At 72.4% G+C, this 11769-nt stretch carries 13 protein-coding genes; 6 read left to right on the forward strand and 7 right to left on the reverse strand.

The window, feature by feature from the left end:
* Positions 1–109 precede the first annotated feature (109 nt).
* On the forward strand, positions 110–1066 hold the full coding sequence (locus tag AB0898_RS27540; protein ID WP_366805688.1) for an ROK family protein: 957 nt from the start codon (positions 110–112) through the stop codon (positions 1064–1066).
* Between the two features lie 529 nt (positions 1067–1595).
* Here AB0898_RS27540 and AB0898_RS27545 read toward each other — a convergent pair.
* From AB0898_RS27545 to AB0898_RS27555, 3 genes are all read right to left on the reverse strand, one after another.
* Complete coding sequence (locus AB0898_RS27545) at positions 1596–2330, reverse strand: glucose 1-dehydrogenase (protein ID WP_366805689.1); 735 nt, start codon at positions 2328–2330, stop codon at positions 1596–1598.
* 41 nt (positions 2331–2371) lie between these two features.
* The gene (locus AB0898_RS27550) at positions 2372–2794 is read right to left on the reverse strand and encodes an ester cyclase (protein WP_366805690.1); all 423 of its coding nucleotides are present in this window, start codon (positions 2792–2794) and stop codon (positions 2372–2374) included.
* Between the two features lie 83 nt (positions 2795–2877).
* A complete protein-coding gene (locus AB0898_RS27555) occupies positions 2878–3621 on the reverse strand; it encodes a glucose 1-dehydrogenase (protein ID WP_366805691.1) in 744 nt (247 codons plus the stop codon).
* Positions 3622–3746: 125 nt separating this feature from the next.
* Here AB0898_RS27555 and AB0898_RS27560 point away from each other — a divergent pair, with 125 nt between their 5' ends.
* On the forward strand, positions 3747–4343 hold the full coding sequence (locus tag AB0898_RS27560) for a TetR/AcrR family transcriptional regulator (RefSeq protein WP_366805692.1): 597 nt from the start codon (positions 3747–3749) through the stop codon (positions 4341–4343).
* 70 nt (positions 4344–4413) lie between these two features.
* On the opposite strand, the gene AB0898_RS27565 is transcribed toward AB0898_RS27560, so the two are convergent.
* From AB0898_RS27565 to AB0898_RS27575, 3 genes are all read right to left on the reverse strand, one after another.
* Positions 4414–6489 carry an NPCBM/NEW2 domain-containing protein gene (locus AB0898_RS27565; protein WP_407078417.1) on the reverse strand — a complete coding sequence of 692 codons (2076 nt, stop codon included), beginning with the start codon at positions 6487–6489 and terminating at the stop codon, positions 4414–4416.
* Positions 6490–6600: 111 nt separating this feature from the next.
* Positions 6601–7011: an ATP-binding protein gene (locus AB0898_RS27570; protein WP_366805693.1), complete on the reverse strand. Its 411-nt coding sequence runs from the start codon at positions 7009–7011 to the stop codon at positions 6601–6603.
* Between the two features lie 71 nt (positions 7012–7082).
* Positions 7083–7478, reverse strand: a complete 396-nt coding sequence (locus tag AB0898_RS27575; RefSeq protein WP_366805694.1) for an STAS domain-containing protein — start codon at positions 7476–7478, stop codon at positions 7083–7085.
* A 307-nt stretch (positions 7479–7785) separates the two neighbouring features.
* Between AB0898_RS27575 and AB0898_RS27580 the strand changes: the two genes are divergently transcribed.
* Genes AB0898_RS27580 through AB0898_RS27590 form a run of 3 tightly spaced genes read left to right on the forward strand, consistent with a single transcriptional unit; the run spans position 7786 to position 11053 of the window.
* A complete protein-coding gene (locus AB0898_RS27580) occupies positions 7786–9621 on the forward strand; it encodes a PP2C family protein-serine/threonine phosphatase (protein WP_407078418.1) in 1836 nt (611 codons plus the stop codon).
* On the forward strand, positions 9618–10703 hold the full coding sequence (locus AB0898_RS27585; protein ID WP_366805695.1) for a cobalamin-dependent protein: 1086 nt from the start codon (positions 9618–9620) through the stop codon (positions 10701–10703). Before AB0898_RS27580 ends, AB0898_RS27585 begins: the two co-directional genes overlap by 4 nt.
* Positions 10700–11053 carry an STAS domain-containing protein gene (locus AB0898_RS27590; RefSeq protein WP_366805696.1) on the forward strand — a complete coding sequence of 118 codons (354 nt, stop codon included), beginning with the start codon at positions 10700–10702 and terminating at the stop codon, positions 11051–11053. The genes AB0898_RS27585 and AB0898_RS27590 overlap by 4 nt, the downstream gene beginning before the upstream one ends.
* A 66-nt stretch (positions 11054–11119) precedes the next feature.
* On the opposite strand, the gene AB0898_RS27595 is transcribed toward AB0898_RS27590, so the two are convergent.
* Positions 11120–11290 (reverse strand): DUF5670 family protein, encoded by a 171-nt coding sequence (locus tag AB0898_RS27595; protein ID WP_366805697.1) that lies wholly within the window; start codon positions 11288–11290, stop codon positions 11120–11122.
* Between the two features lie 158 nt (positions 11291–11448).
* Here AB0898_RS27595 and AB0898_RS27600 point away from each other — a divergent pair, with 158 nt between their 5' ends.
* A complete protein-coding gene (locus tag AB0898_RS27600; RefSeq protein ID WP_366805698.1) occupies positions 11449–11640 on the forward strand; it encodes a hypothetical protein in 192 nt (63 codons plus the stop codon).
* The last annotated feature ends 129 nt before the right edge of the window (positions 11641–11769 follow it).

Raw genomic sequence — 11769 nt, forward strand, 5'->3', positions numbered from 1 at the left:
TGCGCGAGAGACTGTCCACCGCCGTCCCCGGTCCAGGTCCGTCATGACCGGTCGGGGGCGTTTTCCGGCTTCGCTCCAACTCACGGCTCGACGGGGAGACCTGACACTGATGCACACCGACCTCGTGGCCGCTCTGGACATCGGCGGCACCAAGATCGCGGGCGCGCTGGTGGACGGCGACGGCCGGATCCACACGCGCGCGCAGCGCGCCACGCCCGCCCGCGAGGATGGCGAAACGGTTATGCGCGCGGTCGAGGAGGTACTGGCCGAGCTGTCCGCCTCACCGCTGTGGTCCCGCGCCGAGGCCATCGGCATCGGCAGCGCCGGACCCGTGGACGCCTCCGCGGGCACCGTCAGCCCCGTCAACGTGCCGGGCTGGCGCGGCTATCCGCTGGTGGAGCGGGTGCGCGCGGCGACCGGGGGCGGTCTGCCGGTGGAGCTGATCGGGGACGGCGTCGCCATCACCGCCGCCGAGCACTGGCAGGGCGCGGCGCGCGGCCACGACAACGCGCTGTGCATGGTGGTCTCGACGGGTGTCGGCGGGGGGCTGGTCCTGGGCGGCCGGCTGCACCCCGGCCCCACCGGCAACGCCGGTCACATCGGCCACATCAGCGTGGACCTGGACGGCGAACTGTGCCCGTGCGGCTCGCGCGGCTGCGTCGAGGGCCTGTCCAGCGGGCCCAACATCGCCCGCCGCGCCCTGGAACAGGGCTGGCTCCCGGGCCCGGACGGCGACACCTCCGCCGTCGCCGTCGCCGCCGCGGCCCGCGCGGGCGACCCGGTCGCCGTCGCCGCCTTCGAACGCGCCGCCCAGGCCCTGGCCGCCGGCATCGCGGCCACCGCCACGCTGGTCGAGATCGACATCGCGGTGATCGGCGGGGGTGTGGGCAAGGCGGGCGACGTCCTCTTCGCCCCGCTGCGCAAGGCGCTCGCGAGCTACGCGACGCTGTCGTTCGTCCAGCGACTGACGGTCGCGCCCGCGCAGATGGGGACGGACGCGGGGCTGGTGGGTGCGGCTGCGGCGGCGCTGAGCCGGGGGCCGGGGGCGGCGGCTGCGGGGGTGTGAGGGGCGGTGGGGTCTTTGTTGTGCGGGGCCTTCGTTGCGCGGGGGACAGGGCCCTAGGTACGGGGTACGGGGTACGGGGTACGGGGTACGGGAGTCTGGGGCCCGGGTCTGGGGGATGGGAGCCGGGAGCCGGGAGCCGGGAGCCGGGAGCCCGGTCCGGGGAACGGGGGTCGGAAGCCGGGTCCGGGGGACGGGAGTCGGGGTCGGGAGCTGGGCCCGGGGGACGGGAGTCGGGGTCGGGAGCTGGGCCCGGGGGACGGGAGTCGGGGGCTCGGTCCGGAGGCCGGGAGCCGGGGGCCGGGCGGTGCGGTCTCCGGACCCGGTGTGCGGTCGGGCCATGGCCGGGCTGCCCTCGGCCGGCTTCGTACCGAGGAACGCGCGCGGCAAGCCTGCCGTACGGCACCGGGATCAGTTGGGTTGTGCGGCCGAGGACAAAGGGCCGTGCCCCCGGAGGGTTTCAGGGGCACGGCCTCGGGGCGGCCCCCGGCCGCCCGGTCGCCCGCACAGCGACCGGGCAGGGGACGGTGGTTCAGATGGCGGTGCGCCCGCCGTCGATGTGGACGGTGGTCCCGGTGATGTAGGCGGCTCGGTCCGAGGCGAGGAAGCCGACGAGTTCGGCGATCTCCTCGGGCTGGGCGACGCGTCCCACGGCGGTGGTGGCCGCGAGCTGGTCGAGGACGTCGGGGCTGCCCATGGGGGTGTCGACGGGGCCGGGCGAGACGGTGTTGACGCGGATGCCCTGGCCGCTGAACTCGGCGGCCCACTCGCGGGTGAGCGAGGTGAGCGCGGCCTTGCTGGCGCCGTAGGCGGAGGAGCCGGCGATGCCGATCGTCGCGGCGAGGCTGCCGATGTTGATGATCACCCCGCTCCGCTTGGTGAGCATGGCGGGGACGAACGCGGCGACCAGGAGGAAGGGGCCGCGGACGTTGGTGGCGTAGGTGGCGTCGAGGTCCTCGACGGTGAGGGTCTGTGTCGGTCCCCAGATCGCGAGGCCGGCGTTGTTGACCAGGATGTCGACGTCGCCCGCTTCCTTGCGCAGCGCCTCGATGTCGGCCGGGTCGCCGATGTCGGCGGACACGAACCGGGCGCTGCCGCCGGCGTCGGCGATCTCGCCCACGACGGCGGTGCCGCGTCCGGCATGGCGCCCCACGACGATGACATGGGCGCCCTGAGCGGCGAGGTTGCGGGCGATGGCCGCCCCGATGCCGCTGGTGGCACCGGTCACCAGGGCGGTCCGGCCGTTGAGGGTGGAGTTGTCGGACATGAGTGAGGATTCCTTCTGTCGGGAGTGTCGAGCCCGGGGGCTCAGAGGGTGACGGCGCCGAGCTGGATGAGCATCTTGAGGAGGTTGCCGACACCCCAGTGATCGGTGATCCGGCCGTTTTCGACCTTCATGACGTCGACGGTCTCGAATTCGACGCTGCGGCCGGTGGGCGCCACTCCGAGGACGGGGCCCCGGTGGGTGCCGCGGTAGATCTTGTAGGTGGTCACCATGGGGCCGTCGGCGATCTGCCACCGGATCTCGGGCCGGAAGTCCGGGAAGCCGTGGCGCAGGGCCTGGTAGAGGGCGCGGACGCCGTCCTTGTCGGGTGTGGTGCCCGGCTGGGGCGTGTGGTCGACGAAGTCGTCGGCGAAGAGTTCGTCGAAGAGGTCCCAGTCGCCGTGTCCTTGGACTTCCTCGGTGTTGCGCCGTACGACGGAGAGTGCGATGTCGGACTCGCTCGACACGTCGTTCACCTTTCGATCGGCTCGTCGGCTCCGCTCCGTCCGTCCGTGGCGGAAGGGCGGGCGCGGTCGGGCCGGAGCGGGGTTCAGATCTGGGTCTGGCCGCCGTCGACCTGGAGATCGGCGCCGGTGGTGAAACTGGAGTCGTCCCCGGCCAGGAAGAGCACCGCGGCGGCCACCTCCTCCGGACTTCCCAGCCGGTCCATCGGGATAGCGGCGCGCATCTGCTCACGCAGGGCGTCCGCGTCCGTTCCGGCCTGGGCTTCGAAGATGGGCGTGTCGATCGGGCCGGGGCTGACCGAGTTGACCCGGATGCCGCGTTCCCTGAGCTCCGCCGCCCAGCTGCGGGCGAAGGACCGGACGGCGGCCTTGGTCGCCGAGTAGGCGGTGTACGGGGGGACGCCGAGCAGGTGCCCGGTGGAGGACACCAGCACCACGGAGCCGCCGTCGTTGAGCAGCGGCAGTGCCTTCTGCACCGTGAAGAACGTGCCCCGCGCGTTGGTGGAGAAGGTCTTGTCGAAATGGTCGGGCGTGGCTTCGGCCAGGGTGGCCAGCTCGACGAACGCGGCGTTCGCCACGATCACGTCGACCGAGCCGCGCTCGGTGCGGACGCGGTCCCACAGCCGGTCGAGGTCGTCCAGGTCGGAGATGTCGCCCGGCACACCGGTCACGTTGGGCCCGATCTCCGCCTCGGCCTTGGCCAGGGCCTCGGGGCGGCGGCCGGTGATGAAGACATGTGCGCCCTCGGCTGCCAGCCGTCTCGCCGTGGCCAGTCCGATGCCGCTGGTGCCGCCGGTGACGACCGCGGTCTTTCCGTCCAGCTTGCCCATGATCGGTTTCCTCGTTCCTGCGCTGATCATATTTGTGTAGCGATCGCTAAGGTGCTCGCCGTCTACAATGTAGCGGTCGCTAAGAAAAAGCAAGCCGGAGAATGGGGTCACCGGGAAGCAGGAGGATGGACATGCCACGAGGCCGCAGGCGCGCGTTCGACAGGGACGCCGCATTGGACACCGCCATGGAGATGTTCTGGCGACGCGGGTACGCGAGCACGTCCGTCGCCGACCTCACCTCGGCGATGGGCATCAATCCGCCGAGCCTGTACGCGGCGTTCGGCAACAAGCGCGCGCTCTTCGAGGAAGCCCTCCAGCGTTACTCGAAGGAGCGGGCCCGGTATCTGAGCGAGGCGATGGCCGAACCCACCGCCCGCGCCGCCGTGCTGCGCTTCCTGGCCGGGACGGCCGAGGCCGCCACCCTGCCCGACCGGCCGGCCGGATGCATGACCGTCCAGGGCGGACTGGCTTGCGCCGAGGAGGACCGTGAGGTGGTCGAACTCCTCGCCACCTACCGCGCCGGAACCCGCCAGGCCCTGCTGGAACGCTTCGAGAAGGCCCTCGCCGACGGCGACCTGCCGCCCGGCACCGACTGTGCCGCTCTGGCGCGCATCGTCGTCGCCGCCGCCGAAGGCCTCAATGTCGAGGCGGCGGCCGGTGCCACCCGCCAGGAACTCGCCGCCGCCGCCGCACTGGGGGCCGCCCTCGTCCCGGGCTCGTGAGTCCTGTGTGAGATGAGCGTGCCCCGCCGGGCAGGTCAGGGTGCCGGACCTGCCCGGCGAGGTGCCGCTCTCAGCAGCTCAGGCGCGCGTTCGCCCAGTCCGCGTGGTCCGAGTCGATCCCGTCGCCGCCGTCCGTGACGACGAGGCGTACGACGCGGGCGTCCGTGATGTCGGCGGTCAGGGGCTGGGCGGGGTCCGCGTTGGTGAGGACGCCGGTCGAGGCGGCTTTCGTGCCGTCCGCCCAGATCTCGAAGGCGACCGTGCCCTTGGCGCCCTTCTCGTCGTCCACGCCCACCTCGGCGGTGACCTTCGCGCAGCGGCCGCCGGTGTAGTAGGCGATCTCGCTGGGGGCGTGGGTGCCGAGACCCTTGGCGTACGTCACCGAGCCGATGGTGAGCGGGTTGCCGTCGCCCGCCGCGCTCTCCCCGTTGCTGGTGTCGCGCTCGACCGGCCCCCAGCCGCCGGTGGCCGACATCCAGGGCAGGTCGCTCAGGTACGACGTGCCGGAGGGCGGGCGTACCACCACGTCGGCGGTCAGCGGGAGTTCGTCGGTGACCCGGGTTCCGGCGGCCGAGCGGTAACTCGCCCGCAGGGAAAGGGAGTAGGAGCCGGTGGGGGTGCCCTCCGGGGCCGTGGCCCGCCAGCGGGTGCGCAGGGACCGGCCCGGTGCGAGCGTGGCGGTCCGGGTGGGGGAGAGGGCACTCACACGCCACCCCTCGGGGCCGGTCAGGGAGACGGAGGCCCGGTGGGCCGTCGTACGCCCCAGGTCGGTGAGGGCGGTGGTGAGCGTCGTCGGAGTGCCGGCCTCGATCAACGGCTGTTCGTCCAGACCGAGTTCGGCGGCCGGGGGATGTGCCGCCCAGTGGCCGTCGGCCGACACGCGGAGCAGAACCGTGCCGTGGGCCGGGACGGTCGCGGCGATCGTGCCGGAGGTGTTGAGGCTCCGGTGCTGCCAGAGGTCCCGCTGGGTGTAGCCGGGCGCCTTGGGCAGGCCCACGGCCGAGGCGCTGGTGGCGATGTGCTGAGCGGTCGCGGACTCGTTGAACAGGGCCACCGTCCGGCTGCCGTCCGCCATCTCCTTGGTGACGACCCAGCGGCCGCCCTCGGACGAGACGACCGTGCCCTGGCGGCCCAGCGAGTCCTGGTCGACCGCGATGACCTCCTTGTTGCCGAGGATGTTCAGGGTCTCGGCGGACGCCTTGCGCAGATCGGTGCCGATGAGCAGCGGCGCGGCCATGACCGACCAGAGGGAGAAGTGCGAGCGGTACTCGGTGTCCGTCATCCCGCCGTTGCCGACCTCCAGCATGTCCGGGTCGTTCCAGTGGCCCGGACCGGCGTAGGGGGCGAGGGGCAGGTTCTGCTTGAGGATCGACAGCATCGAACCCCAGTTGTCGCTGATGTCACCTGTGGTGCGCCAGAGTTGGCCCACGTCGGCGGCCCACTCCCAGGGCTTGTTCTCGCCCCACTCGCAGATGCTGAAGACGATGGGGCGCCCGGTGTCCCGCAGCGCGTCGCGCATCGTGCGATAGCGCCGGCGCGCGTCCACGCCCTGGTTGTTGCAGTTGTCGTACTTGAGGTAGTCGACGCCCCACTCCGCGAACTGCCGTGCGTCGCTCGCCTCGTGGCCGAGCGCGCCGGGGAAGCCTGTGGTGTCACAGGTCTTGGTGCCCGCGCTGGTGTAGATGCCGAGCTTGAGGCCCTTGGCGTGCACGTAGTCGGCAACGGCCTTGATCCCGTGGGGGAATCGAGCCGGGTCGGGCACCAACTGGCCGTTCGCGTCCCGGTCCGGCAGCGCCCAGCAGTCGTCCAGGTTGACGTACTGGTAACCGGCGTCCTTCAGGCCCTTGTCGACGAAGAGGTCCGCGATCCCCTCGACCATGCTCTCGTTGAACTCGGCCCGGCAGTGGGTGGAGTTCCAGTTGTTGAAGCCCATGGGAGGGGTGAGGGCGAGGTTGTCGTCGGCGGCTACGGCCGTACTCCGTAAGGGAGTTGCGGCGGCGGGCACGGTGAGCGCGGCCGCGCTCACCAACAGCGCGGCGGCGAGCGCGCCGACCGCTGTGACGCCGTATCTACGGGATCCATGCGTGCGGGATCGGTATGTGCGTGATCTGTACGTGCGGGATCTGTGCGTGTGGGGGTGACGCATCGTCCACGGTCCTCCGGCTCGCGTGCGCGGGTGACGGCATGTTCGTGTCAGCGGTGCGCGATTACGGTAGGACGTGTGGGACTCTGTTGGAAGAGTTACGGCACGCGGGTATCAGCCGTTCGGTTGTGTTGGTTTCGGCGGGGTCTCACGCGTGGGCCGGTCCACTTTCCAGTGGGCGACGACCGCCTTGCCCGTCGCGGTGCGGGTCGTGGTGACCAGGTTGCTGAGCCTCTCCACCAGCCCAAGTCCCAGACCGCCGTGGCCGTCGAGGGTGTCGCCCTGCCGGGGGCGCGGGAGATGGGGGCTGAAGTCCTCCACCTGGAGGGTGAGCATGCCGTCGGCGTGGCGCAGCGTGAGGGTCCAGGTGCCCTCGGGGGTGTGCCGGGCGGCATTGGTGACCAGCTCGCTGAGCACGACCTGCACGGCCGGGATGTCGGCGCCCGGACAGTGACGCTCGAGGTGGGCGACGGCCAGCCGGCGGGCGTCGCCGGGAGAGGCGGTACCGGAGTCCGTCGAGAACACCGGGCTCTCCCGGCCCGCCATCGCACTGTCTCCGTCGGGACCGGGCGCGTGAGGAGAGGGGCCGAGGGCGCTCACGGGCGGTCCGGCGAGGGCGGCAGGGACAGGGCGGCGCGCGCCGCGTCGAGGTCGGCATACAACGGCAACACGGTCCCCGCTCCTGTCACTTCGAGGAGGCGCTCCATGATCCGGTCGGCGCCGAACAGGGCCACCCGGCGCCGCCGGGTGGTGCGCAGCAGATGGTTGAGCAGCGAGGAGTCGCAGAAGCGCAGCTCGCGCAGGTCGAACAGCACCGGTCCCTGGCTGTGGCGCAGGGCGATGTGGGTGGCGGCCTCGACGTCCGCCATGAGGTGGAGTTCGACGTCCCCGCGCAGGCCGATGACCCACAGGCCCTCCTCCGGCCGGGAGTAGGACACCGCGGGCGAGGCCGAGGTCCCGGGGTCGTCGAGCTGGTGACCGCTGTCCGTCATGGGAGTCATAGTGCCCTGCCGAAGCACCTGTTCGCGCCACCGGGAGCGGGACGAGGGCGGGACGAGGGAGGGACGAGGGCGGGACGGCCGCCCGGACCCCGCCGGGGAGGCGCCCATGGCGCGGCCGGCGGCCCGGGCCCGCCGTGTGATCTCCTTCTCCACGGCGCCCCCGGCCCGGCCACCCCCGCTCCGGACTGCTCCGCCGCCCCCGGACCGGCCCTTTTGTGGTGGTTGCGTGTGTCTTTCCCGGATTGGTTGCGAAGGCCGGGCCCCGTGCGGGACGGTTGCCGGAGGACAACTGTTCCCCATGGACAGGAAGGTGGTGTGGTGCGCACCGTGCGTGCCCGTATTCGTGACTGCGTCCCAGAGCTTCTCCGCCCGCCCGCCCGAGGCCGGCCCGGACGTCAGGCCCGCCTGGACTGATTCCCCCTACCCCGTGCTGGTCACCGACCGGTACGACCGGCTGGGGCGCCTGAACGACGCCGCCCGGCAGCTACTGCCGGACGCGGTGAGCGGCGCCCGGCTCTCCGAGCAGGTTCCCGCCTGGCTCGCGGACGCCCATCGGCGCGTCCTCGCCGCACACCCTCCTGGGGCCTGTCGTCACATTCCCGGCTGCGGGGCGACGCCATGTACGCACTCTCGCGCGGACCCCAAGGTCCCGTACGGAGCCATCGGCGACCGCTTCTTCGAGGCGCACCCCACGGTCGTCGAGGACGACGTGGTGTGGTGGCTCGTCGACGACACCGACCGCCGCCTGGCCGAGCGGGCGCTCAGCGATGCCCGCCGGCGCTCCGAGGTGCTGTCGGAGACGTCCAGCACACTGCTGTCCACGCTCAACGTGCCGCGGTGCATGGAGGTGGCCGCCGCCATGGCCGCGGAACACCTCGCCGAAGCCGCCGTCCTGATCGCGCCGCCCCGGGGCCGGCGCTGCTCCCTCACCTACGCCCGCCGGGGCGGCCCCGTCGTGCAGACCACCCGGCAGACCGACGTCGCCGGGGTGCCCGGCCTACGAGAGGCGCTCCAGGGCTTCCCGCCCGTGCCGGCCCGCTGGATCAACCCCGCCGAGATCCCCGACTGGGCCGTACCGGACGGGTTCGCCGGACCGGTCGGCTCCGTGATCGTCGCGCCGCTGCCCGGACACGGTGTCCCGGCGGGCGCGCTCATCCTGCTGCGCGCCGGCACCGAGCAGGTCTTCACCGAGGGCGAGGAGGTCTTCGCCCGCCTGTTCGCCGCCCGCGCCGGGGCGGCCCTGTCCGCCGCCCGCCTCTACACCGAGCAGGCCACGATCACCGCCACGCTCATGCGGGACCTCCTGCCCCCCGCGCTGCACACGGTGCACGGCGTGGAGTACGCGGGCGGCTACCGGAGCTCCGCCGACCACGAGCGGGTCGGCGGCGACTTCTACGACGTCCACCCCGGCGCCGGACCCGGTGAAGAGACGCTGGTCGTCCTCGGCGACGTGGCCGGCAAGGGCCTGGACGCGGCGGTCCTGACCGGCAAAATCCGCAACACCCTGCACGCGCTGCTGCCCCTCGCCGACGACCACGAGCGCATCCTCAACCTCCTCAACAGCGCGCTCCTCAGCTCCCATCACGCCCGATTCGCCACGCTCACACTGGCGTCCGTACGACACGACGACGGCCGGGTGCGGCTGCGGCTGACCAGCGCAGGGCACATGCCACCCCTCATCGTCCGCGCCGACGGCACCGTGGAGGAGGCGGAGACCCGCGGCACCCTGGTCGGCGCGCTGCCCACCGTGACCGCGCGCACCGTGGAGACGGCCCTCGCGCCGGGCGAGACCTGCCTGTTGTACACCGACGGGATCACCGAGGCCCGCGGCGGCCCGCTGGGCGACGACCTCTTCGGCGAGGAGCGGCTGAAGCGGGCGCTCGCCGAGTGCGCGGGCCTCCCGGCGGAAGCGGTGGTCGAGCGGGTGCAGATGCTGGTCGCGCAGTGGCTGGGCAGCGGCCGCCACGACGACATGGCCGTCATGGCCGTCACCGCCCCGCGCACGGGCGCGCCGAGCGTCGTCACCGCCCCGCGCACCGGCGACCTGAGCAGCGGCGACGGGCAGGCGGACGGCGGAGCGAGCGCCGTCGACGGGCAGCCCGGCGCGGGACCCACCCGGAGGAACCCCCGGTGACCGAGGCCGCCGAAACACTCGGCACGGTGCGGCGGTTGTGGCAGGCGGTCGCCGACGGCGACGAGCGCAGGGCCGCCGCGACCGTCCACGACGCCCTGGCCGGGGGAGTGGACGAGGAAACCCTCCTGCTTCAGGTCATCGCACCCGTGCAGGAGAAGGTCGGGCGCGAATGGGCGGCCGACCGGATCAGCGTGGCTCAGGAGCACGCCGCCACCGCCATCAACGAGCGGGTGATCGCCTCCCTCGCCCACCGCCCCGGCGCCCGCCTGCGGACGGCCGACCGCGGCCGGGTGACGGTGAGCTGTGTGGACGGCGAGTGGCACGCGCTGCCCGCCCGCCTGGTCGCCGAGGTCCTCAGCCTGCGCGGCTGGCGGGTGGACTATCTCGGCGCCCAGACCCCCACCCCGCACCTGATCACCCACCTGCACCTGACCGACCCGGACGCGGTCCTGCTGTCCGCGTCGATCCCCACCCATCTGCCGACGGCGCACGCCGCCATCACCGCCTGCCAGTCCATCGGCGTCCCCGTCCTGGCCGGCGGCCGCGCCTTCGGCCCCGACGGCCGCTACGCCATCGCCCTGAAGGCCGACCGGTGGGCGGCCGACGCACGCGCCGCTGCCGCCGCCCTGGACGGCGGCATTCCGCGACCGGACGCCTCGGCGATCCGGCACGCCGTGGACGATCTGCCGCACCTGGCCGACCAGGAGTACACCCTGGTCGCCCGGTCCCGGCCGCAGCTCGTCCGGCAGGCCCTCGCCGACCTGGAACACCGCTTCCCCGCCATGCGCGCCTACAGCGGAGCCCAGCACGAGCGCACCGCCGAGGACATCGCCCATGTCGTCGACTTCCTGGCCACCGCCCTGTACGTCGACGACCCCGAGCTGTTCACGGCGTTCGTCACCTGGACCGCCGGCATCCTCACCGTCCGGGGCGTGCCCGCCCACGCGCTGCCGGCCGCCCTCGACGCCCTCGCCGACCGGCTCCACGACTTTCCCCGCGCCGTAAAACTGCTTGAGCACGGCGTGAACGCCCTGAACGAACACCCCACTTGTCCCGTCCCCGGCCCCGGCATACACGCATGACTCATCTGACGCCCAGTGAATTCACCCTGACCTTCCGCCGCGAGCCCGCCACGCTCATCGTGATGATCGGCGGTGAACTCGATCACGACACCAGTAACGACCTTCTCGACGAGGTCGGCCAAGAGCTGACGGCCTGCCGCCCGTTCCCACGGGACGTGCGCCTCGAATTCGGCGAACTGGAGCACATCGACTCCTCCGGGCTGACGGCCCTGCTGATGATCCACCGCCGCACCAGCGCCCTCGGCGCCACCCTGCACCTGGACAACCGGCCGCCCCACCTCGAACGCATGCTGCGGCTCACCAATGTTCTCGACCACCTCACCGCACCCCCCACACATGACGAGACGTGAAACGGCCCGGCCGATATAGGCCGGGCCATTTCACTTCACGCGACGGGGGAAATACGCCGAGGCGTTCTACCAGCGGTACCAACGGCCCTTGCGGCCGCCACTGCCCGCGGGCCGGACGATGAATCCGAGCAGCCACAGCACGAGAACGATGACCGCGATCCACCACAGGGCCTTCAGCGCGAAACCCGCGCCGAAAAGAACAAGAGCCAGAAGCAGAACCAGAATCAGGGGAACCATATTCACCAACCTCCTGACCGCCTAATGTCCCCGTCCCCGCCACACATGCGCACGAAAGCGGGGTTTGATCAACGGGCTTCCGGGAATGGCCCGCCGGCGGCCGGTATTCCCGCACGCGGGCCGCGTGACCTCCGGGCGCCGCGGCAGTTGATCAGGTCATGAAGAAGCGCAGCATGCTCGCCATCGCCAGCCTCGCCACCGGATTCGTCGTGGCCGCCGTCACCCCGTCCCACGCGACCGACGACGGCGCGCTCAAGGACCTCAGGGTCACCGACACCCTCGGCACGGTCGACCACCTGGTCAGCCAGGAGAGCCTGGACCTGGACGAGGGCACGCTCGGTACGGCGTGACCCCGCCGCCACGGCGCCGGCACCCCGGGGAAGATACGACGCAGGCGCGCACCTGGACGACGAGCTGGTGCACCGGCTCCGCCGCGCGGTCACCCCCGAGGCCTCCGCCACGATCATCTACACCTCGGG

Origin of the sequence: Streptomyces sp. NPDC005435, from assembly GCF_040703155.1 — a bacterium.
GTDB lineage: Bacteria > Actinomycetota > Actinomycetes > Streptomycetales > Streptomycetaceae > Streptomyces.

What these genes read in the sequence shown, in the direction of transcription:
- AB0898_RS27540 (WP_366805688.1), top strand. Translation starts at nt 110, where the DNA reads ATGCACACCGACCTCGTGGCCGCTCTGGACATCGGCGGCACCAAGATC.
- AB0898_RS27545 (WP_366805689.1), bottom strand. Translation starts at nt 2,330, where the DNA reads ATGTCCGACAACTCCACCCTCAACGGCCGGACCGCCCTGGTGACCGGT.
- AB0898_RS27555 (WP_366805691.1), bottom strand. Translation starts at nt 3,621, where the DNA reads ATGGGCAAGCTGGACGGAAAGACCGCGGTCGTCACCGGCGGCACCAGC.
- AB0898_RS27560 (WP_366805692.1), top strand. Translation starts at nt 3,747, where the DNA reads ATGGACATGCCACGAGGCCGCAGGCGCGCGTTCGACAGGGACGCCGCA.
- AB0898_RS27565 (WP_407078417.1), bottom strand. Translation starts at nt 6,489, where the DNA reads ATGCGTCACCCCCACACGCACAGATCCCGCACGTACAGATCACGCACA.
- AB0898_RS27575 (WP_366805694.1), bottom strand. Translation starts at nt 7,478, where the DNA reads ATGACGGACAGCGGTCACCAGCTCGACGACCCCGGGACCTCGGCCTCG.
- AB0898_RS27580 (WP_407078418.1), top strand. Translation starts at nt 7,786, where the DNA reads ATGGACAGGAAGGTGGTGTGGTGCGCACCGTGCGTGCCCGTATTCGTG.
- AB0898_RS27590 (WP_366805696.1), top strand. Translation starts at nt 10,700, where the DNA reads ATGACTCATCTGACGCCCAGTGAATTCACCCTGACCTTCCGCCGCGAG.
- AB0898_RS27595 (WP_366805697.1), bottom strand. Translation starts at nt 11,290, where the DNA reads ATGGTTCCCCTGATTCTGGTTCTGCTTCTGGCTCTTGTTCTTTTCGGC.
- AB0898_RS27600 (WP_366805698.1), top strand. Translation starts at nt 11,449, where the DNA reads ATGAAGAAGCGCAGCATGCTCGCCATCGCCAGCCTCGCCACCGGATTC.